The sequence below is a fragment of the Rufibacter psychrotolerans genome, assembly GCF_016924645.1.
Lineage (GTDB): Bacteria > Bacteroidota > Bacteroidia > Cytophagales > Hymenobacteraceae > Nibribacter > Nibribacter psychrotolerans.
In genome coordinates this window covers 112,717-133,640 of sequence record NZ_JAFFJV010000008.1, presented here as the reverse complement: position 1 = coordinate 133,640, position 20,924 = coordinate 112,717, and the positions used below count along the sequence as shown (strand labels likewise).

Annotated in this window: 16 protein-coding genes, 1 tRNA gene and 1 pseudogene; 13 read left to right on the top strand and 5 right to left on the bottom strand. The window is 57.9% G+C overall.

Annotated features, from left to right (window positions below; genetic code table 11):
• Positions 1–88: 88 nt before the first annotated feature.
• Positions 89–679 (top strand): thioredoxin family protein, encoded by a 591-nt coding sequence (locus JT718_RS09095; RefSeq protein ID WP_205501936.1) that lies wholly within the window; start codon positions 89–91, stop codon positions 677–679.
• A 95-nt stretch (positions 680–774) separates the two neighbouring features.
• Here JT718_RS09095 and JT718_RS09090 read toward each other — a convergent pair whose 3' ends face one another.
• Positions 775–1,230, bottom strand: a complete 456-nt coding sequence (locus JT718_RS09090) for a hypothetical protein (RefSeq protein WP_205501934.1) — start codon at positions 1,228–1,230, stop codon at positions 775–777.
• A 174-nt stretch (positions 1,231–1,404) separates the two neighbouring features.
• On the opposite strand from JT718_RS09090, the gene JT718_RS09085 reads away from it, so the two are divergent.
• The 7 genes and pseudogenes from JT718_RS09085 (at position 1,405) to JT718_RS09060 (ending at position 11,666) form a co-directional block, all read left to right on the top strand.
• A complete protein-coding gene (locus JT718_RS09085; protein ID WP_205501932.1) occupies positions 1,405–2,565 on the top strand; it encodes an MFS transporter in 1,161 nt (386 codons plus the stop codon).
• Positions 2,566–2,692: 127 nt separating this feature from the next.
• Positions 2,693–4,684, top strand: coding sequence for a type I pullulanase (gene pulA / locus JT718_RS09080; protein ID WP_205501930.1), 1,992 nt, complete (start codon positions 2,693–2,695; stop codon positions 4,682–4,684).
• A 639-nt stretch (positions 4,685–5,323) separates the two neighbouring features.
• Positions 5,324–5,884: pseudogene (locus JT718_RS20795) on the top strand (M16 family metallopeptidase); the annotation flags it as partial.
• Between the two features lie 9 nt (positions 5,885–5,893).
• Positions 5,894–6,682 carry a M16 family metallopeptidase gene (locus JT718_RS20790; protein WP_374729162.1) on the top strand — a complete coding sequence of 263 codons (789 nt, stop codon included), beginning with the start codon at positions 5,894–5,896 and terminating at the stop codon, positions 6,680–6,682.
• On the top strand, positions 6,682–8,292 hold the full coding sequence (locus JT718_RS09070) for a M16 family metallopeptidase (protein ID WP_205501927.1): 1,611 nt from the start codon (positions 6,682–6,684) through the stop codon (positions 8,290–8,292). Before JT718_RS20790 ends, JT718_RS09070 begins: the two co-directional genes overlap by 1 nt.
• Before the next feature lie 365 nt (positions 8,293–8,657).
• Positions 8,658–10,994 (top strand): GAF domain-containing protein, encoded by a 2,337-nt coding sequence (locus JT718_RS09065; protein WP_205501925.1) that lies wholly within the window; start codon positions 8,658–8,660, stop codon positions 10,992–10,994.
• 141 nt (positions 10,995–11,135) lie between these two features.
• Entirely contained in the window at positions 11,136–11,666 is a 531-nt protein-coding gene (locus JT718_RS09060; protein WP_205501923.1) for an O-acetyl-ADP-ribose deacetylase, read from the top strand.
• A 213-nt stretch (positions 11,667–11,879) separates the two neighbouring features.
• On the opposite strand, the gene fabV is transcribed toward JT718_RS09060, so the two are convergent.
• The 4 genes from fabV to JT718_RS09040 form a co-directional block, all read right to left on the bottom strand.
• The gene (gene fabV / locus JT718_RS09055) at positions 11,880–13,070 is read right to left on the bottom strand and encodes an enoyl-ACP reductase FabV (RefSeq protein WP_205501920.1); all 1,191 of its coding nucleotides are present in this window, start codon (positions 13,068–13,070) and stop codon (positions 11,880–11,882) included.
• A 131-nt stretch (positions 13,071–13,201) separates the two neighbouring features.
• A complete protein-coding gene (locus tag JT718_RS09050; RefSeq protein WP_205501919.1) occupies positions 13,202–13,912 on the bottom strand; it encodes a phosphatase PAP2 family protein in 711 nt (236 codons plus the stop codon).
• Between the two features lie 122 nt (positions 13,913–14,034).
• Positions 14,035–14,114, bottom strand: a tRNA-Leu gene (locus tag JT718_RS09045).
• Between the two features lie 91 nt (positions 14,115–14,205).
• Complete coding sequence (locus JT718_RS09040) at positions 14,206–14,925, bottom strand: phosphatase PAP2 family protein (RefSeq protein ID WP_205501917.1); 720 nt, start codon at positions 14,923–14,925, stop codon at positions 14,206–14,208.
• 171 nt (positions 14,926–15,096) lie between these two features.
• Here JT718_RS09040 and JT718_RS09035 point away from each other — a divergent pair, with 171 nt between their 5' ends.
• The 5 genes from JT718_RS09035 (at position 15,097) to JT718_RS09015 (ending at position 20,896) form a co-directional block, all read left to right on the top strand.
• Positions 15,097–15,591, top strand: a complete 495-nt coding sequence (locus tag JT718_RS09035) for a CinA family protein (protein WP_205501915.1) — start codon at positions 15,097–15,099, stop codon at positions 15,589–15,591.
• 315 nt (positions 15,592–15,906) lie between these two features.
• Entirely contained in the window at positions 15,907–16,560 is a 654-nt protein-coding gene (locus JT718_RS09030; protein ID WP_205501914.1) for a class I SAM-dependent methyltransferase, read from the top strand.
• A gap of 77 nt (positions 16,561–16,637) precedes the next feature.
• Positions 16,638–18,455 carry a M61 family metallopeptidase gene (locus JT718_RS09025; protein WP_205501913.1) on the top strand — a complete coding sequence of 606 codons (1,818 nt, stop codon included), beginning with the start codon at positions 16,638–16,640 and terminating at the stop codon, positions 18,453–18,455.
• 176 nt (positions 18,456–18,631) lie between these two features.
• Complete coding sequence (locus JT718_RS09020) at positions 18,632–19,252, top strand: hypothetical protein (protein WP_205501912.1); 621 nt, start codon at positions 18,632–18,634, stop codon at positions 19,250–19,252.
• Between the two features lie 174 nt (positions 19,253–19,426).
• Positions 19,427–20,896, top strand: coding sequence for a sodium:solute symporter (locus tag JT718_RS09015; protein WP_205501911.1), 1,470 nt, complete (start codon positions 19,427–19,429; stop codon positions 20,894–20,896).
• Positions 20,897–20,924: the final 28 nt, after the last annotated feature.

The window sequence follows — 20,924 nt, the reverse complement described above, 5'->3', positions numbered from 1 at the left end:
CAAGAAAATTTGGCCCGGCAGATACCGGTGGCGTGCGGAGGCACGTTCCTCTACTAGGTTTCCTTTATCTGCCTTAACCTTTAAGAAAATGCGTTTTTGTTTCATACTTGTCACTTTTCTGGCGCTGGGGGCCATGGGTTGCGCCCGCAAGACAATGTCCACCACCTCCGCTGACTCGTCGGGCTATTCCTCCGCGGAGAACACCGGCCTCAATGCCAATGAAAACCGGGAAGAGAAGAACGCCGCCGGCACAGAGAACATTCTCATTGGCGTTACCACGCGCATGGCCTTTGACCAGGCCCCGTACAATGCCTGGTTCCACCCCACGTACCAGCGCTACACTCCTAACCCCAAGATCATGGAGCAATTGGAGCCGCTGCTGGAGGGCGTGACCATTAAGGCTTACATTGGCAGCTGGTGCCTGGACAGCCAACGCGACCTGCCCCGGTTTATCAAGATCATGGACCAGGCCCGCATTCCGCACTCGCGCTTTCAACTGATCAGCCTGCGCGAAGACAAGAGCGGCCTCACCGGCAGCGAAAAAACCGACAGCGTGACGGCCGTGCCTACGTTTATCCTGTACAAGAATGGCAAAGAGATGGGCCGCATTGTAGAGACCGCCTATCCCACTATGGAAATGAACATGGTCACCATCCTGCAAGGCACCAATCCCAAATAAGTAGTTTCAGGCCTGTTTCGGCCAAAACTGCCCTAAAACAGGAAAGCCCCGCCTTTTAACAAGGGTGGGGCTTTTTCTTTTACCACGACGGGAAGTTACCGTCTCACGGTTTGCTTGCTCTTGAGCCAGGTTTCGGCGGCCGCCTGGTCTTCAAACAGCTGCACCTCAAACTTGCCCCTTACCCGGGCACGCAGCAGATCCGCCGATTCGGCGGAGAAGGTGCCGGGGGTGTCCAGGTGGGCCCAGTACCGCAGGCCGGCTTTCACGGCGTACGGCACCCAGTGCTGCTCCAACCAATCCAGCGACTGGTTCCAGCGGCCCACCAGGTGGCGGTTGTCGTTAAGGACGGCTGAGCAGCCTTTCGCCTTCATCCAGTCCAGGTAGGTGATGGCCCCTTTGGCCACGTTGTCATGGGTAGGGTACCCAATCCAGTTGGCGTGAATCCACTGGTCATGGGGCTCCAGGCTAATCTGCAGGAAAACCTTGCCGGTGGGTGTTACTAACTCTTCTAAGCGCGTAGAGGCGATCTCCCCTGGTAGCTGTTTGTACATGTAGGTATATGCGATGCGGAATGGTTGGGGTGACCTTTCTCTATGGCGAGGCCCGGTTCTGTAGAAGCGCCCCTTTGGAAAGACCAGGTAAGTAGGTCATTGGACGGACATAAAACCACCCCGAATAGTTCCTTCTGCCAGAAAGGCCTACTTTTGTCTGAAATACCTTTTTTCATGCGTTCTTCCGTTTCTTCCCCCATTTCCAGAAAAGCCCACAGAATGGCGGTGGGTGCCCTTTTCTTTCTGCAGGGCCTGTGCTTTTCCAGCTGGGGTTCCCGTATTCCGTCTATTCAGCAGCAGTTGCAGCTTTCTGAGGCCCAGTTAGGGGCGGTGCTTTTCTCCCTGCCCGTGGGCCTCATGCTGTCGTTGCCGTTTACCGGGTGGCTCACCTCCAAAATAGGCAGCCGGAAAGTAGTCACCATTGCCCTGGTTATCTACAGCACCACCCTGGTCACCATTGGCCTGAGCCAGACCACGTGGCAACTGGTGGTGGCGCTCTTTTTCTTCGGGTTTGCCAGCAACATGGCCAACATTTCGGTGAACACCCAGGCCGTGGGCGTAGAGAGCCTGTACAAAAAATCCATCATGGCCTCTTTTCACGGCCTTTGGAGCCTGGCCGGATTTGTGGGCGCCGCCATTGGCACGTTCATGATTGGCGCCGACATCATTCCCCTCCACCATTTCCTGATGGTGCTGGCCGTCGTGCTGCTGGGCGTGGCCCTGGCGTACCGGTACGCGTTTCCGCAGGATGCTGCCGCCCCGGCCAACCAGCCCATCTTCGTGAAGCCCGACAAGGCACTCATGGGCCTGGGCCTCATTGCCTTCTGTTCGCTCATCTGCGAGGGGGCCATGTTTGACTGGAGCGGGGTATACTTCCAGAAAGTGGTGCAGGCCGAGAAAGCCTGGGTGGCCGCCGGGTACACCGCCTTCATGAGCACCATGGCCTTCACCCGCTTCATCGCCGACTGGCTCACCTCCCGCCTGGGCCTGAAGCGCGTACTGCAACTCAGCGGGGTCCTCACCGCCGTGGGCCTGGCCATTGCCGTGCTCTTCCCCCACATGGTAACGGCCATTATTGGCTTTCTGCTGGTGGGCGCGGGCGTGTCGGCGGTGGTGCCGCTGGTGTACGGCGTGGCCGGCAAGACCAAGACCATGGCTCCCAGCATGGCCCTGGCGGCGGTCTCTACCATCGGCTTTGCCGGCTTCTTGGTGGGGCCTCCGCTCATTGGCCTGCTGGCGGGCGTGAGCAGCCTGCGGCTTTCGTTTGCCGTGATCGCGCTCATGGGCATCAGCGTGGCCCTGCTCTCGGGCCGCATTAAGTCTGAGGCGGCATAGCCGGTTTATTTCAGCGCAACTCCTCTGTTTTTTAGCTATTTTCAGGAAACCGGGCAGAAAACATACCTCCCCGGTTTTCTGGTAAGATACTACCGCCGCTTTGGCGCGGCTTGCTTTACCCAATCCTATGAATTACCGTAAGACCCTGTCAAGACTTCTCCTTATCCTGAGCCTGATGAGTTCTGCAACCCTGTGGGCGGTGGCCCAGAAATTTGACCAGTACCCCACGCCCGTAGAGGCCAACCTGTGGCTGGAGTACAGCCCTGCCCAGACCACGTTCAAGCTGTGGTCGCCGGTGGCGGAGGAAGTGGTGCTCAAGTTCTATGAGAAAGGCAACGGCGGGGCGGCCTATGAAAAGCTGAACCTGCAAAAAGGCGAGAAAGGCGTCTGGCACCTGACCGTACCCAAAGACCTGAAGGGCGTGTACTACACCTACCACGTGAGAACCAGCCACAAATGGCTGGAGGAAACCCCGGGCATTTACGCCACTGCCGTGGGGGTGAACGGCCAGCGGGCCATGGTGCTGGACCTGGCTTCCACCAACCCCAAAGGCTGGGAGAAAGACCGGGGCCCCGCCGTGAAAACCCAGAACCAGGTGGTGCTGTGGGAGGCCCACGTGCGCGATATTACCTCCCACCCCAGCGCGGGCAGCACCAAGCCGGGCAAATTCCTGGGACTGGTGGAGAAAGGCACCAAAACGCCCGAGGGCCTGCGCACCGGTCTTACCCACATGAAGGAGCTGGGCGTGACGCACATCCATTTGCTGCCGGCCTTTGACTACCGCTCTGTAGACGAGGCCGCTGGGGAGCAGCCGCAGTTCAACTGGGGCTATGACCCGCAGAACTACAACGTGCCCGAGGGCTCTTACGCCTCAGACCCTTACCGGGCCGAGGTGCGCATTAAAGAGTTCAAGCAGATGGTGAAAGGCTTCCATGACCGGGGCCTGGGCGTGGTCATGGACGTGGTCTACAACCATACCGGCCTTACCAAGGGCTCTAACTTCAACCTGGAGTTCCCCGACTATTACTACCGCCAGACCCCAGACGGCAAGTACTCAGACGCCTCGGCCTGCGGCAACGAAACCGCCAGCGAACGGGCCATGGTACGCAAGTTCATCATTGAGTCCTGCAAGTTCTGGGCCCGCGAGTACCACATAGACGGCTTCCGGTTTGACCTGATGGCCATCCATGACCTGGAAACCATGAACCAGCTCTCGGCGGAACTCAAAAAGATCAATCCCAATATGGTGCTGTACGGCGAAGGCTGGACGGCCGGCAGCAGCCCCCTCCCCGACAGCCACAAGGCCCTGAAAGCCAACACGCACCAGCTTACCCATTTTGCGGCTTTCTCTGATGACCTGCGCGATGCCATCAAAGGCTCGGTGTTTGACGAGAAGTCCACCGGGTTTGTGAGCGGGGCTCAGGGCACCGAGGAGTCCATCAAGTTTGGCGTGGTGGGCAGTGTGCCGCACCCGCAGGTAGACATCCAGCAGGTGAACTACTCCAAGGCCTTTTGGGCCCGCGAGCCGTGGCAGGCCATCTCCTACGTGTCCTGCCACGACAACCTCACCCTGTATGACAAGCTCAAAGCCTCCAACGAGCACGCCACGCCCGAACAGCTCAAGAAAATGAACCTGCTCTCAGACGCCATGGTGCTCACCTCGCAGGGCACCCCGTTTCTGCACGCCGGGGCCGAGCTGCTGCGCACCAAAAACGGCGAGCACAACAGCTACAACCTGCCCGACTCCATTAACCAGATCAACTGGCACTGGAAAGCCCGGCACCAAGACGTGTTCACCTACTACAAAAAGCTGATTGCCCTGCGCAAGGCCCACCCGGCGTTCTGGATGCCCACCGCCCAGATGGTGAACCAGCACCTGGAATTTGTCGCCACGGAGCCTGGCCTGGTGGGCTACCAACTGAAAGACCACGCCCACGGCGATTCCTGGAAAAACATTCTGGTCTACTACAACGGCCGCCCCACCCCTGCCAACATCTCCCTGCCCGGCGACTGGAAAGTGGCCGTGGAAGGCGAAACCATCAAACCCAAGGGCGGCCGCAAAGTGCGGGGCACCCTGGCCGTACCGCCGGTTTCCATGCTCATCCTGTACCAGGAGTAAACTGCCGCTTGCTTTCTGAACGTCTCCGGTTGATTGTTTCCGGCCTGTTTTGCTCCAAACAGGCCGGAAACGTTTTGGGACACGCCGGCCGCCCGTAATCTGCGCCTCGCTTTGGGCTCAATTTTCAGAAAGTGCCCATAAAACGGAACCCATTCCCGGTTTGCCGCTGGCGCGAGCGTTCCGCTCGTGTCCGCACGCATTTCAGAAGGTAGTCATCATTGCTCTATTTTGTCATCCTGAAAGGATCTTGTGTGCGAACGGCAAAGTCGTTTCTTCAACGCTCTTCTAGTTCGCCCACAAGATCTTTCCAAGATGACAGAGTGGGTGGAGAAGCATGAGAAGCACCTAAATGCTAGAGTTCAAAAAAGAGAAGTGGAGAGGGCTCAACCATGCACCCGGACACGAGCGGGACGCTCGCGCCAGCGGCAGGCCTGCTAAAGCCAGCCATGTACCAACAGGAGGAGGTTGGCGGCAGAGGGGCCTTCAGGGGGGCACCAGTTGTTACCTTCTACCTGAAATAGCTTTTACCAGAAAAGGGGCTTCTTATCAGAAATGGCCCTAAAACAGCGTTCCATTTGTAAATTTACCACCCAAATGGGCGACTAACTGCCCAGGAAGAACCTTATTTACGTGTTACCTATGAAGCAAACAAAGCTGCTCTCCTTGCTGCTCCTGTGCTGTACGCTGGCCTCCGGCGTGTGGGCGCAGAGCCCCAGCGGAGACAAAATCTTACCGTATCCCATTCAGCAGAAAAAGCTGGCCAATGGGCTCAATGTGGTTACCGTGCCGTTCAACAGTCCGGGCCTGGCGGCCTTTTACATTGTGGTGCGGGCCGGCTCGCGCGAGGAAGTGGAGCCGGGCAAAACCGGGTTCGCGCACTTCTTTGAGCACATGATGTTCAGGGGCACCGAGAAATACTCCACCAAAGCGTATGAAGCGGTGATCAAATCTTTGGGGGCCTCGGCCAACGCCAACACCTCCATTGACCGCACCGTGTACCACATGACGGGCAACGCCAACATGCTGGAGAAAATGTTTGAGATGGAGGGCGACCGCTTCCAGAACCTCAAATACTCGGTGCATGACTTCAAGACCGAGGCCGGCGCCGTGAAGGGCGAATACACCAAGAACTCGGCCAGCCCGTACTCGCAGCTCTATGAGAAACTGCTGAACACCGCCTTTGACAAGCATACCTACAAGCACACCACCATGGGCTTCTTCAAAGACGTGGTAGACATGCCCAACCAGTATGAGTACTCCAAGCTGTTCTTCCAGCGCTTCTACCGCCCAGAGTACGCCACCATTGTGGTGGTGGGTGATGTAAAGCAGGAAGAGGTAAACCGCTTGGCCCAGAAATACTTCGGTAACTGGAAGCGCGGCAGCTACCAACCCAAGATTCCGGTGGAGCCCAAGCAGAAAGAGACGCGCTACGCCCACGTGCAGCAAGCCGGTTTCCCGCCCACCCTCATGCTGGCCTACAAAGGCCCGGCCTACTCAGACAAGAGCAAGGAGCTGCCGGCCCTGAACCTGCTGTCTGACCTGCTCTTCGGCGAAACCTCTGACCTGTACAAGAAACTGGTGCTGCAGGAGCGCCGCGTGCGCTCCATTGGCGGCGGCGCGCAGTTGGCCCGCGACCCCAACCTGATCTCTGTCTCAGCCTCGGTGGTGAAGGCCGAGGACCTGCAGTACGTGAAAGACGAGATTACCAAGGCCTTGAACGAGGCCAAGACCAAACCCGTAGACCCGCAGCGCCTCAAAGACACCAAGTCTAACAACCGCTACAGCTTCGCCATGGCTATGGACAGCCCAGATGCCATTGCCAATGCCCTGTCACAGCAAATCTGGCTCACCGGCGACCCTGAGTCGCTGAACCGTATGTACGCGCTGTATGACCAGGTAACGCCACAAGACCTCATGGACGTGGCCAAAAAGTACTTCGTGGAAAGCGGCCTCACCATTGCCACCATTTCCCCCAATGAAAAAGGAGGTGTGAACTAATGAAAAAGATCTTAAGCTATATACTGCCGCTGGCCCTGGGCTTTGCGGCCTGCCAGAAACAACCCGCCCAGTCTACCGCCGCCACGCAGGCCGCCCCGTCAGAAACCCAGGTAGTGCTAAAGCCCATTGAGGTGGTGGAACTGGCGTTGCCCGAGTCTGACAAGGTGATTGTGAAGCTCATGTTCCGCAACGGCTCTATCTCTGACCCGGCGGGCAAGCAGGGCCTCACCTACGCCACCGCCCAGACCATCATGTCGGGCGGAACCCGGGAGCTCACCAATACCCAGATCCAGGAGAAGATCTACCCCATGGCGGCCCGCTACGGCGCCAGCGTAGACAAAGAAGTAACGGTGTTCACGTTTGCCGTGCACAAAGACTTTTTGCAGGACTTCTACCCTATCCTGAAAGGCCTGGTACTCACGCCCCGCTTTGACGCCGCCGACTTCAACCGCGTGAAGTCTAACCAGCAGAACTACGTAGACCAGGTGATCAGGACGTCTTCTGACGAGGAGTACAGCAAGAAAGCCCTGGAAGACCTGCTGTTCAGGGGCACCAATTACCAGCATACGCCCCAGGGCACCAGCGCCGGGGTAAACGCCATCACCCTGGAAGACGTGAAGAACCACTACCACTCCTTCTTCACCCGCCACAACGTGACCCTTGGCCTTGCCGGCAATTACGGGCCAGATTTCCTGAATCAGCTCAAAAACGACCTGGAAGGGCTTTCCGCTACCCAGCCTGCGGTACCGCAGCCGGGCCAGGCCCGCCAGCCCAACGGCGTGGAGGTGGAGATCATCAGCAAGCCCAGCGCGCTGGGCTCGGCCATTTTCACCGGGGCCCCTTTGAGCATTACCCGCTCCTCAGATGATTTCGCGGCTCTTATGGTGGCCAATTCTTACCTGGGCGAGCACCGCAAAAGCTACGGGCAGCTGTATGACAAAATCCGGAGCACCCGCTCCATGAACTACGGCGACTACTCCTACATTGAGTGGTACGAGAACGGCGGCGGCAACATGCTTCCCCAGCCAGGCGTGCCCCGCACCTCCAACTACCACGCCCTGTGGATCAGGCCGGTGCAAACCGCCGAGGGCCTGAAACAGCAGTACAAAGAGCTGAGCAACATCAACGTGGGGCACGCGCACTTTGCCCTGCGCCTGGCCCTGCGCGAGGTAGACCACCTGGTGAAGAATGGCATGCCCCAGGAGAGCTTTGAACTGACCCGCCAGTTCCTGCGCTCCTACAACAAACTCTACATCCAAACCCCGGAGAAACGCCTGGGCTTCCTGCTAGACTCGCACTTCTACGGCCGCAAAGACTACATTGAAGAAATGGATGCCCTGCTGGCCAAGCTAACGGTAGAGGACGTGAACCGCGCCATCAAGAAGTACTGGACCGCCGACAACGTGTTTGTGACCATTGTGACCGATGACAGCGAAGCCCAGCCCCTGGCCGATGCCCTGCAGAACAACACGCCTTCGCCCATGAGCTACTCCAACGTAGTAAAGGAAGGCCTGCCGCAGGCCGTGAAGGACGAGGACGCCCAGATCGCCAACTTCAAGCTGAACGTGACCCAGGTAAAGGTAGTAGACACCAAAGAAACCTTCAGGTAAGCCCTTTCCGGCTTATGCTCGTTAGAAAGCCAGCGCTTCCGCGCTGGCTTTCTTGTTTGTAGGCAATCCCGTTTTGGGCCGCTTTTCCTGAAAACAGCCTTGAAACACCGCGTTGATTTGCGGGGCGCAGTGTGGGTTTGGTAAATTCATCCAACAGACCCGTTTTTAGCCTACTTTCCTGATTTTGGCCCTGAAACAGCCGCGCCTTAGAACTACCGCCCCGACTGCAATCTTCCCCTTTTTCGGGGTACAGGAGAACGGTGCGCTCCCGGTGGGGCAGCCCTCCGTGGGGCTTTCTGGGGAGAACCAGTCCCTAAACCGGCTTTCATGTATCTGGCCCGCACTTTTTCCGTTAAAAGCCCTGTATGCCGTCTAAAGATTACCAGATCAGTGTTTCGTCTTTTCCCTTTAAGGCTTATCTGAGCCTTAAACCCATTATTTCGTATTGGCTGCAGTTCAAGGACGACTGCAAGAGCAGCTTCATGCTTTCTTCACAGGAGATCTACCGGCAGTTGAACGAGCTGCCCGAGCTGCAGGAGCCCATCACGGATCTGTCGGTCCTGGAGGAGCGCCACCAATGCCTCATTGATTTTCTGATGACAGCCATTTTCCCGCCGGCCACCCATAACTCAGAGGCCAGCGGCGCGGTGGGCCCCCGCTATGATGCCAGCTTCTACCACACGCAGCCATTCAAGCAGATCATCCTTACGGACAACAACCACCTCAAGCGCCCCCTCAACATTGACGAGCACCAGATGCTCTTCAACCGGGTACGCATGATGTACCTCATGATTCTGGAGAAGTTTTACCAGGTACAGGTGCCGCACGAGGAATTTTTGATTTACACCGTGCCCGATTACCAGCTGGGCCTGTACCGCCACTACAACGTGGTGCTCAACACCCAGTTCCTGGAGATAGTACCGCTGGAACCACTGCCTCAGCTTACGCCCGATGACCTCCAGACCATGCTGGACAACATCCGGGACATGGACATCTGGATGCAGTTGCTGCCGCCCCAGAACTTTGAGGTGAGCGGCTTCTACATCATGAACCTGGTAGACGTCACCGACCAGGAAGTGCTCTCCTCGCTCAAGAACGACCTGCTGGAGCGCGACGTCATGCTGGCACCCGACCGCTTTGAGCAGCTGCAGGAAAAGATCAGGATTCTCTTCAAGCGGCCGCATTTGCAGTTGGGAGTGGCGGCTTTCCACAAGAACAAGAGCACGTTCGTGAACTTCGGGAACAAGATCAACCACAGTTTCTTGCTGCAGAGTGAGGTGACCAGCTCCAGCTACGCGGGTTTCAAGGCCATTTATGACGAGCTGGTGCGCGAGGGCGATCCGCTGGTGATCAAGAACGTGGAAACCACCGACCAGCTTCCCGCCGGCGTACGCGAGGAAATGCTGAGCATGGGCATCAAGAACATTGTGCTGGCCCTGCTGCGCTACGGCAATGAGCCCATCGGCATCCTGGAGCTGGGTTCGCCCAACGCCGGCGACCTGGACACCTTCTCCATTGCCAAAGTGGAGCAGTTCCTGCCGCTGTTCTCCGTGGCGGTAAACCGAAACTCAGAAGAGATTGAGGCGCGGGTACAGTCGGTGATCCGGGAGAAGTTTACGGCCATTCACCCGGTGCTGGAGTGGCGGTTCAGGGAAGCCGCCCTCAACCTGCTGGACAAGATCAACGCCTCGCCCATCAGCCCTACCCCCGAGATGGAGCCCATTGTGTTTCCAGACGTGTACCCGCTCTACGCCGTGGCCGACGTGCGCGGCTCCAGCACCGAGCGGAACGCCGCCATTCTGGGCGATTTGGTGGAGCACCTGCAATTGGCAGAGCGCATCCTGAAGAAAGCGGTGGAAGTGCATTCCCTGCCCATCCTGGATGAACTCAGGTTCTCGGTGTCAAAGCACCTGCGGCAGCTCAAGAAAGGCGTTCTGGTGCAGGACGGCATTACCATTTTTGAGACGCTGCGCACCCAGGTAGAGCCCATGTTCCAGTTCCTGGAGGCCACGCACCCCGAACTGGTAGCCCACATCCAGGACTACCGCAGTTCCATGGACCCGGCCCTGGGCATTTTGTACAAGCGCCGCAAGGCCTTTGAAGAAAGCCTCACGCTCATCAACGAGACCATTTCTGAGTACGTGGAACAGGAAGAGCTGCAGGCCCAGCAGATGTTTCCGCACTACTTTGAGCGTTTCGTGACCGATGGCGTGGAGTTCAACATCTACGTGGGCCAGTCCTTGGTGGAAAACAAGCCGTTCGACCTGATGTTCCTGCGCAACCTGCGCCTGTGGCAGCTCATGGTGGTGTGCGAGATTACCCGCCGTACCCTGGCCCTCAAACCCAAACTCCAGGTGCCGCTGGATACCACCCAACTCATCCTGATCCACAGCCAGCCCCTGGCCATCCGGTTCAGGCAAGACGAGCGTAAGTTTGACGTAGACGGGGCCTACAACATCCGCTATGAGATTGTGAAAAAACGCATTGACAAAGCCATGATCCGCGATACGGAGGAACGCCTCACCCAGCCCGGCAAAGTGGCCATTGTGTACTCCCAGGCCCGCGAGGCCAACGAGTACCTGGAGTACATTGAGTACCTCCAGAACAAAGGCGTGCTCACCGAGGAAATTGAGCAGGTAGAAGTAGAAGACCTGCAGGGCGTAAGCGGCCTCAAAGCGCTGCGGGTAAAGGTAAAGTCCTGAGTGAATGTGTGAATGAGTGATTGGGTGCTTGTGCGAATAGGTGAAGGAGCGTTGCAAGGCAGTAGCGTTGGTGGGCTGATCTGTCTCTCTTTCCTTTTAACCATTTCCTGCCTATTTTGCTGAAAACAGCCCTAAAACGTTATGCCTGCTGCAACTTCTGACCGCATCCAACTTCTGAAGGGAGACATCACCAACGTAACCGCCGATGCCATTGTGAACGCGGCCAACTCCAGCCTGCTGGGCGGGGGCGGCGTTGACGGGGCCATTCATCGGGCGGGCGGGCCGGCCATTTTGCAGGAATGCCGCCAGATTGTGGCACGGCAAGGCGGCTGCGCTACCGGCGAGGCCGTCATGACCACCGCCGGCAACCTTCCGGCCCGGTTTGTGATTCACACCGTGGGCCCGGTCTGGAACGGCGGCCACCGGGGCGAACCAGAACTACTGGCCAACTGCTACCTAAACTCACTGCGGCTGGCCCGGGAACGCGGCCTCAACACCATTGCCTTCCCCAACATCAGCACGGGGGTGTACGGCTACCCTAAAGCCCAGGCGGCCGCTGTGGCGGTAAAAACCGTACGGGATTTCCTGGCACAGAACAGCTTACCCCAGCAAGTGATCTTTGTGGTCTTTGACGAGGAGAACCTGCGGCTGTACGAGCAGGAACTGGCGTAAGCTATTCCCGGCACAAGATTCCGCCCTTGTAACAGCCACCGCGCTTCGGGTTTCCAAAATTTACCTCAGCCACAACCCAGGAAATCAGCTGCAACCCGATAAAAAAAGATCTTGCCGAAGAACGGGAAAGCGCTTTCAAACGCCTCTCCTATTCCTCGGCAAGATCTTTCCAGAAAAGCAGGCTACAACAGGGCCGCTTTCAAAAGTAAAGGCTTATACCAAACCGGGTACCTCTACCACTTCGTTCACATCGGTCTCATATTCCACGCCGGCTACCTCAAACCCGAACAGGTTGAAGAAATCGGTACGGTAGCCCTGCAGGTCGCCAATCTCGGAGAGGTTCTCGGTGGTGGCTTCCTCCCACAGTTGGGCTACCTCGGCCTGCACATCGTCGCGCATTTCCCAGTCGTCAATCCTGATGCGGCCTTTCTCGTCTATGGGCACTGCGCCGTTGGTGTAGAGCCTCTCCTGGAACAGACGCTGCATCTGCTCAATGGTGCCCTCATGGATGCCCTTCGCCTTCATTACCTTGTACAGCAACGAAATGTACAGCGGAATCACCGGAATGGCCGAGCTGGCCTGCGTCACCAACGCCTTGTTCACCGACACGTACGCTTTTCCGTTCAGGTCCTTGAGCTTGTCTGAGATGGTGAACGCGGTGGCCTCCAGGTGGTCCTTGGCGCGGCCGATGGTTCCTTTGCGGTACACCGGCTCGGTCAGGGCCGGCCCAATGTACGAGTAGGCCACGGTAGTGGCGCCGGGCGCAAGCAAATCGGCGGCCTTGAGGGCGTCTATCCACATTTCCCAGTCTTCGCCGCCCATCACGGCCACGGTGTTCTCAATGTCCTCCTCGGTGGCCGGGGAAATAGACACCTCGGTCACGTTGCCGGTATGGAAATCAACGGTTTTGTTGGTGAACGGCTGCCCAATGGGTTTCAGCACCGAGTTGTGCGTGACGCCGGTTCTGGGGTTGGTTCTGCGCGGCGAGGCCAGGCTGTAGATGACCAGGTCCACCTGCCCCAGATCGGCCTTGATCAGGTCCAGGGTCTTCTGCTTGATCTCGTCAGAGAACGCGTCGCCGTTGATGCTCTTGGCGTACAGGCCGGCTTCATGCGCGTGCTTCTCAAAGGCGGCGGTGTTGTACCAACCGGGCGAGCCGGGCTTGCCGGCGGCCGAGGGCTTCTCAAAATACACCCCAATGGTGGCGGCGTTGGCGCCAAACGCGCTGCTGATTCTGGAGGCCAGCCCAAACCCGGTGGAGGCTCCTATCACTAATACCTTTTTAGGGCCCTCAATCTGTCCCTTAGACTTTACATAGTTAATCTGGTTTACTACGTTTTGCTCGCACCCTACCGGATGGGCCGTTAGGCAGATAAACCCGCGTACTCTTGGCGTAATGATCATGGAAAAATGGTTTTACAGATTTCTGCTGTAAGATATGCTGCAATTTGCAGCCGTAAATTGGTTATTTTTTCTTAACAAAACATCTCCCGCCCGGTTTTTACCCCTCCGCCTGCGGGCTGCCCCACTCCCCGCTACGATTCTAACTGCCGGTCTACCTTTTTGCCCAGATGCTGCTGCAGGCGGTTGAGCAGGTAAATAGAGAGCATAAGCCAGAAGATGCCCGCCCCCCAGCCGGCCAGCACGTCTGAGGCATAGTGCACGTTGAGGTACACGCGGCTAAAGCCGATCAGGAAAATCCACCCGCCCAGCAGGAGGCTCAGGAGCCAGCGCAGCCAGGTACGCTCCACGTTGGTCCAGAGCAGGTACATGAGCAAGCCCCAGAAAGCGCCGCCAATCATGGCGTGCCCGCTGGGGAAACTATTACCGCCCTGCTCCAGGAACGCCGTTTCGGGCCGGGGACGACCAAACAGGAACTTCATGCTTTGGTTGAACAGCGTGGTAGTGGCCGAGATGGCAATGACCTTGAGCGAGTAAAAGCGCCACTTCTTGAAGAGCAGAAACACCACCGCCAGCCCCAATGACCCGAAGATGAGGAAGTTTTTAGACCCGAAGAAGGTAACAAAGTACATGGCCTGGGTGGTCTGGGGCGTGGTCATCTCCTCGGCCAGTTCAAAGGCTGCCTGGTCCAGGTCTTTCTCCTGCTCCACAAACACCACGGTGGCCATCCAGAAAAACAGCAGCGCCGACCCCACAAACACCACCCAGGCAATTACCATCTGCAGGGTCACCACCGAGAGGGCGGTTTTGGCTTTTTGGTTGGTCTGTTCTTCCTTTAGCTGCATAGAGAGACTGTTTTTCTGGGGTTTTACGAAAAAACGCCCCAAAACAGATGCACCGCCGGCCCGGTCCTGCCCCAGCCGGGTAAAAACAAAAAAAGCCAGCCTCAAAAGAAGCTGGCTTTACGTGCGCAGGGGGAGACTCGAACTCCCATGGTTGCCCGCTGCCGCCTGAAGACAGTGCGTCTACCAATTTCGCCACCTGCGCATCAGGTGTTCCCGTTATTTCTATCGGGTGCACAAAGATACTACTTTTTATTTACGTGCAATACCTGGCCCAACTTTTTTTAAAATATTTTTCAGGGCACCGGTTGCTGCTCGCCTTTCACCACCGGGTGCAGGTTGCGCTTGGAGAATTTCTCCATGCGGCTGAGCAGGGCGTTGGCCAGGATTACCCAGCCCAGGCCGGCGGCCAGCCCGGCCAGCACATCGGTGGCGTAGTGCACGTGCAGGTACACCCGGCTAAACCCAATGAACAGGATCAGCAGCGATAGCAGGGTCACCAGCAGGAAACGCCAGGCGGGCACTTCCACGTTCTTCCAGACCAGGTAAATGAGCAGCCCGTAAAACGAGGCGCTGATCATGGCGTGCCCGCTGGGGAAACTTAGCCCGTAGGATTCTACCAGGTGCGGCACCAGGGGCCGGGGCCGGTTAAACAGGTACTTGAGCAGCAGGTTTAAGGAGATGCTGCCCAGGGCAATCACGGGCACTTTGAGGGAGTACCACTTGTGCTTCTTCACAAACAGGAAGTACCCAATCAACATAAGCCCGGCCCCGGTGATAAAGTTGCGGGAGGCCAGGAACGTGATGCCCTTGATAAACTCGGTGAGTTGGGGGGTGGCCCGCTCATCGGCCCAGGCAAAGGCCCGACTGTCAAACTTCAGCTCCTGCCCCGGCAGCACTTCCCTGGCCAGCCAGAAGAACACCAGCAGGCACAGAAGGAACACCGCCCAGATCACCACCAGCTCCACCGTAAACAGGGCCAGCGAAGCCACCATCTTTCTATATGCTTTTTTCATGCGTATTGTGCCTCTCTCAATCCGGTTTTGGGCCCCTTTTCCAGAAAACGGCCCCAAAACCGGCAAACTGTACTAAAGTACGTAGCCGCCCTACCCTGTGTTTGGCCGGGGGCCGCGGCAACTTCCCGGCCCTAAAAGCAGTATGCAGCCTTACGCTGATCCCCAATCGCTATGAAACCAGAAGACTTAACCCAGCTCATGATGAAACTGAAGGACAAGGGACTTTCCCTGGCCTTCGCCGAAAGCTGTACCGGCGGAAGTTTGGCCGCCGCCCTCAGCGAGGCCACCGGCACCGCCGATGTGTTCCTGGGCAGCATGGTCACCTATGACGCCGTGGCCAAGAACAAAGTACTGGGCGTTAAGAACGAAACCCTCAAACTTTACACCGCCGAGAGCCAGCAGGTCACCAACGAGATGGTGCAGGGCCTGCACAAACTCCTGAAAGCCGATGTCTGCGTGGCCGTGACCGGCCTGTTTGGGCAGGGCGGCTCAGAAAACCCCGAAAAACCGGTGGGTACCACGTTTGTCTCCATCCTCTTTAAAGACAAAGTGGAGGAGTACCGCCAGGTGTTCAAGGGCGATGCCAAAAAGATGCGCGAGCAAGCCCAGGACTTTATCTTCCAGAAACTGGAGGAAACCGTAGACCGCCATTTCCAGCACGCCTGAGGCGCTGCTGCTTCACCCTCAAGCGCGAAAGGCCTTGGTTGGCTCAGGGGCCTGAGTCTTCCTGCAAAACAGTTTTCCTGTAACTTTAGGAGCCGTAACAGCTGGTTGAAGTCTTACTTTCTTGTTCCTGCCCTGCCTCGGCGCCTGCCGGTCCCTTTGAGGAATGGGCGTTCCTGTTTTAGGCCCGATTTGCAGAAAGTAGCCCCAAAACAGAGGCGGCAGCGCCCGTCTGCGCCAGTGGATTCTCTACTATTATATAAGAAGGGGGAAAGATTGAACGCTAACCAGGTTGCCATTCCCCAAACCGCCCCGTCCATGTCCTCGCCTCCCGCCCCTGACTTCAACCTGATTGCCCCGGTGTACGATGCCTTGGCGCGGGTGGTGTTCGGCAAGGCGCAGTTACTGGCCCAGGCCCATTTTCTCGCCTGCATTCCGGCGGGGGGCCGGGTGCTCCTCTTAGGCGGGGGCAGCGGCTGGATCTTACCTGAACTACTCAAAAAGAGCTGTCCGGCCCAGGTTTTGTTCCTGGAGGCCTCCCCCAGAATGGTGCGGCGCGCCCAAGCAAGGCTCAACTCCCTCTCGGCCCATCAGCCGGTGGAGTTCAGGGTAGGCACCCAGGAAGACCTGCTACCGCATGAGACGTTTCACGTGGTCATCACGCCGTTTGTGCTGGACCTGTTCACCCCAGACCAAGCCCTGAACATCATGCAGCGGCTAGACCGGGTCCTGCTCCCCGAGGGCCAGTGGCTGCACACCGATTTCCACCTGTCTTCCTCGCGCGGGCACCGGTGGTGGCAAAAGCCCCTGCTGTGGGGCATGTACCGGTTCTTTGGGGCGGTGAGCGGCATCACGGGCAAAACGCTTCCTTCGTTCGGGACGCTGTTTTCTGGGTTGGGGTATGAGACCAGGCAAGAGAAGTTCTTTTCCAACGGCTTCATCCGGGCGCAGGTGCTGCAGAAGTCCGTTTAGTCCCTGGCAAGCAAATGGGGGCAGGGTGTGGCAGATTCTGGTTTCCTATGTATCTTGGAAGCTGAAACCAATCTCCCATGAAGAAAACCCTCTTCACCGCCTTGGCCGCTGTGGCTTTGGCGTTCGCTTCCCCGGTCATGGCGCAGCAGAGCGTCAGCTATCAGGTCTCGTTTGAAAACGCGGTGCACCACGAAGCCTCCGTTACGGCCACCTTCAAAGGCGTACAGACGCCGGTGCTGGAAGTGCGCATGGCCCGCTCCTCGCCCGGCCGCTACGCCCTGCACGAGTTCGCCAAGAACGTGTACGGGGTGCGCGTCACCGATGGCAAAGGCAACCCGCTCACGCCCGGCCGCCCCAACCTGCACCAGTGGAACGTAACCGGCCATGACGGAACCGTGGTAGTGAAATACACCCTGTTCGCCGACCACCCCGACGGTACCTACGCGGGCGTGAACCTCACCCACGCCCACCTCAACGCGCCGGCCACCTTCATGTACGCCCTTGGGCTGGAGCAGGCCCCCATCCGGGTGCAGTTCACGCCGCCGGCGGGCCAGAACTGGACTGCGGCAACCCAACTGAAGCCAGAGACCGCCCCCTTCACCTTCTCGGCCCCCCACTTTCAGTACCTCATGGACAGCCCCATTGAGCTGGCTTCCCTGCAGTGGCGCGAGTGGACGGTGCAGGACAAAGGCCGTAGCCAGAAGATCAGGATTGGCCTGCACCACGGCGGCACCCCCGAGGAACTGGACGAGTACACCCAGAAAGCCCAACGCATTGTGCAGGAAAACCAGGCGGTCTTTGGCGAGCTGCCGGCCTTTGACTTTGGCGAGTACACCTTCATTGCCTGCTACCTGCCCGGCACGCCCGGCGACGGTATGGAGCACCGCAACTCCACCGTGATCACCAGCTCCCGTCCGCTCAAGAGCGGCATGACCCCTCACCTGAGCACGCTCTCCCATGAGTTCTTCCACGCCTGGAACGTGGAGCGCATCCGGCCGCAGAGCCTGGAGCCGTTCAACTTCGCCGATGCCAACATGAGCGGCGAGCTGTGGCTGGCCGAGGGCTTCACCAGCTACTACGGCACGTTATTGATGCACCGGGCCGGCGTCACCTCCGTCGCAGATTACCTCAAAAGCGCGGCGTACCCCATCATGGCCGTGGCCGTTTCGCCGGGCAAGGAGTATTTCTCGCCGGTGGAGATGAGCCAGCAGGCCCCGTTTGTAGACGCCTCCCGCTCCGTGGACCCTACCAACCGCACCAACACCTATATCTCGTACTACACCTACGGCAACGCCATCGCCCTGGGGCTGGACTTCACCCTGCGCACCCGGTTCAAGAACCTGAGCCTGGACGATTACATGCGCCTGCTCTGGCAACGCCACGGCAAAGCCGAGAAGCCCTACACCCTGCCCGACCTGGAGAAAGCCCTGGCCGACCTGACCAAGGATGCCGCTTTTGCCCAGGATTTCTTTAAACGCCACATTTACGGCAAGGAGATGCTGCCCTACGAGGCCCTGGCCAACCAGATGGGGCTGACCTTACAAGCGTCCAATGCAGCCGTGCTGGGCTGGGAAGGGCTCCGGTTCCAGAACGACCAGGCCATTGTTGCACAGGGCACCTTCTCCAACGGGCCGCTCTACCAAGCCGGGCTGGACCGCGACGATGCGCTCCTCACCCTGAACGGCCAGAAACTCACCGACCAGAAGACGCTGGACAGCCTCCTGACCCAGCACAAACCCGGCGACCAGGTGCAGCTGGAGGTACTGCAGCAGGGCACCAAAAAAACCGTGTCGGTTACCCTGGCAAGAGACCCTGAGCTACAGCTGGTACCGCAGGAGAAAGCCACAAAAGCCGCCCGGGCCCGCCGCGAAGCCTGGCTCCGCAAAAAAGCGTAATGGGTCCTGTAGGCAGGGGTAGGTTCTGTTTCAGGCCGGTTTTACCCAAAACAAGCCTGAAACAGAACCCATAGACTAAGCCGCGGGTTATTTCGTTTAAAGGAGGAATTCCTTACCTTAGGAGGGCGTGCCCTGCGGGCCATGGAACCCTCCGGCAGCAAGTAGACCAGAACCAGATGTCAAGAAAACTTTTTATACCCCTTTTCGCCCTGCTCACCTGGGCCGCCAGTGCCTTGCCCGGCCTGGCGCAGGAAGTACCCGCCCCCACCTCCCGGTCCGATTCGGGGCAGGTAGCGGCTCCCTTTGTGCCCCGGGTAAGCTACGGATTGAACGCGGGCGCCGGGTTCAGCAACCTGGGCTCGGTTTCGTATGTGGAGCCGCGGGTGCAGTACCGGGTTACGCCCCGTTTCCAGGTCTTCAGTAGCCTGACCATGCTACAAACCTGGGGTGGCCCCACGTTCAGGGCCGCCACCGGCGAAGGCTCCTCTACCCTCATGACCGCCGCTCCCTCGCGGCAGTACCTGCTGCACGTGGGCGGCACCTACGCCATGAGCGAGCGGCTCCTGTTGAGCGGCAGCGTCTGGAAAGACCTGGGCCCTTCTTCCGGGAACCGCTGGAACAGCAATCCCTTCGTCTATGGCCGTATGCCCAACCAGGGATTCCACTTTCAGGCCCAGTACCAGGTGGCGCCCAATGTGACTATTTCGGGCGAGGTGCGGTACAGCAACGGGGCCAATGGCAACCTGTGGGGCTACGGCTACCCGGGCGCGGGCTTCCATTCGCCCTGGGGCTATTAAGCAGTCCTGATTTTTCCCTATCTCATAACCTGGCCCTTCTGGTACTACCCGAAGGGCTTATTTTTTAACCAGACCGCCGGTTTTACTGCCATTCTTCTAAAGACGCCATATTGTTTTTTGGTTATATTTGCCCGCACCTAAGCACATAAAACAACTAACGCACTTCTCCCATCCATGTCTTCTTCGCTTATTCTGGTCATTATTGCCGCTTACTTCTGTATCCTCATCTTTATCTCATTCCTCACCAGTAAAAAAGGAGAATCCACAGACAGCTTCTTTCTGGCCAACCGGGCCTCGCCCTGGTACGTGGTGGCGTTTGGCATGATCGGGACCTCACTTTCGGGGGTTACCTTTATCTCGGTGCCTGGCATGGTGGAGAAAGCACAGTTCTCTTACCTGCAGCTCATTCTGGGCAACATGCTGGGCTACGTGGTGGTGGCCATGGTGCTGCTGCCCATGTACTACCGGCTGAACCTGGTGTCTATCTATACCTACCTGGAACAGCGGTTTGGGCATTGGTCGTACAAGACGGGGGCAGCGTATTTCCTGCTGGCCCGTACCCTGGGGGCAGCCTTCAGGCTGTACCTGGTGGCCGGCGTGCTGCAACTGGCGGTGTTTGACGCCATGGGAGTGCCGTTTGAGGTATCGGTGATCATCACCATCGCGCTTATCTGGGTATACACGTTCAGGGGCGGTATGAAGACCATTATCTGGACCGATACTTTCCAGACCCTGGCCATGCTCATCTGCGTGGGCATCAGCATTGTCATGATTTCCGATGCCCTGAACCTTTCTTTCCAAGGCATAGTCACCACCATTGAACAAAGCAAGTACTCGCAGGTATTCTTCTGGGAGTGGCAAGACCAGCGCTATTTCCTGAAACAGTTCCTGTCTGGGATGTTCATTGCCATTGTAATGGTGGGCCTGGACCAGGACATGATGCAGAAAAACCTGAGCTGCAAGAACCTGAAGGAAGCCCAGAAGAACATGCTTTCCTTTACCTTCATCATCTTGCTGGTGAACATCCTGTTCCTGAGCCTGGGCGCGTTACTATACCTGTTTGCCGACGCCAAGGGCATCGCCCTGCCGGCCAAAGGCGACCTGGTATTCCCAGAACTGGCCCTGAACCACTTCACCGCCTTCGCGGGCATCACCTTTATCTTAGGAATCACGGCCATCACGTACGCCTCAGCTGACTCGGCGCTAACCGCCTTAACCACTTCGTTCTGCGTAGACTTCCTTGATTTCAAGAACCGCCCCGAGACGCAGCGCATTCGAATGAAGAACTGGGTACACCTGGGTTTCTCGGCCCTCATGGCCTTGGTAATCATTATCTTCAAGATTGTGAACGATGAGAGCGTGGTGCAGGCGGTGTTCAAAGTGGCTGGGTATACGTACGGTCCGCTGCTGGGCCTTTACTCGTTTGGAATGTTCAACAAGCGCATTGTGCGCGACAACCTGGTGCCGCTGGTGTGCGTGCTGGCGCCCTTGTTCACCTACATCATCAGTGCCAACTCCGTGGAGTGGCTGTGGGGCTATGAGTTTGGGTTTGAGGTTCTGCTCCTGAACGGTTTCCTGACCTTTGTGGGCTTGTACTCCATCTCCAGAAAAAGCACTGAGTTTGTAGACATCACCGCCGCGTAACCCAACGCTTTTACATAAAAGCCCCCTG

Excerpts from the sequence above, each read along its gene's own strand:
- JT718_RS09065 (WP_205501925.1), top strand. The coding sequence starts at position 8,658 with ATGCCGTCTAAAGATTACCAGATCAGTGTTTCGTCTTTTCCCTTTAAG.
- JT718_RS09040 (WP_205501917.1), bottom strand. The coding sequence starts at position 14,925 with ATGAAAAAAGCATATAGAAAGATGGTGGCTTCGCTGGCCCTGTTTACG.
- JT718_RS20790 (WP_374729162.1), top strand. The coding sequence starts at position 5,894 with ATGGGCTTCTTCAAAGACGTGGTAGACATGCCCAACCAGTATGAGTAC.
- JT718_RS09030 (WP_205501914.1), top strand. The coding sequence starts at position 15,907 with ATGTCCTCGCCTCCCGCCCCTGACTTCAACCTGATTGCCCCGGTGTAC.
- JT718_RS09025 (WP_205501913.1), top strand. The coding sequence starts at position 16,638 with ATGAAGAAAACCCTCTTCACCGCCTTGGCCGCTGTGGCTTTGGCGTTC.
- JT718_RS09060 (WP_205501923.1), top strand. The coding sequence starts at position 11,136 with ATGCCTGCTGCAACTTCTGACCGCATCCAACTTCTGAAGGGAGACATC.
- fabV (WP_205501920.1), bottom strand. The coding sequence starts at position 13,070 with ATGATCATTACGCCAAGAGTACGCGGGTTTATCTGCCTAACGGCCCAT.
- JT718_RS09015 (WP_205501911.1), top strand. The coding sequence starts at position 19,427 with ATGTCTTCTTCGCTTATTCTGGTCATTATTGCCGCTTACTTCTGTATC.
- JT718_RS09090 (WP_205501934.1), bottom strand. The coding sequence starts at position 1,230 with ATGTACAAACAGCTACCAGGGGAGATCGCCTCTACGCGCTTAGAAGAG.
- JT718_RS09035 (WP_205501915.1), top strand. The coding sequence starts at position 15,097 with ATGAAACCAGAAGACTTAACCCAGCTCATGATGAAACTGAAGGACAAG.
- JT718_RS09085 (WP_205501932.1), top strand. The coding sequence starts at position 1,405 with ATGCGTTCTTCCGTTTCTTCCCCCATTTCCAGAAAAGCCCACAGAATG.
- JT718_RS09050 (WP_205501919.1), bottom strand. The coding sequence starts at position 13,912 with ATGCAGCTAAAGGAAGAACAGACCAACCAAAAAGCCAAAACCGCCCTC.
- JT718_RS09070 (WP_205501927.1), top strand. The coding sequence starts at position 6,682 with ATGAAAAAGATCTTAAGCTATATACTGCCGCTGGCCCTGGGCTTTGCG.
- JT718_RS09095 (WP_205501936.1), top strand. The coding sequence starts at position 89 with ATGCGTTTTTGTTTCATACTTGTCACTTTTCTGGCGCTGGGGGCCATG.
- JT718_RS09020 (WP_205501912.1), top strand. The coding sequence starts at position 18,632 with ATGTCAAGAAAACTTTTTATACCCCTTTTCGCCCTGCTCACCTGGGCC.
- pulA (WP_205501930.1), top strand. The coding sequence starts at position 2,693 with ATGAATTACCGTAAGACCCTGTCAAGACTTCTCCTTATCCTGAGCCTG.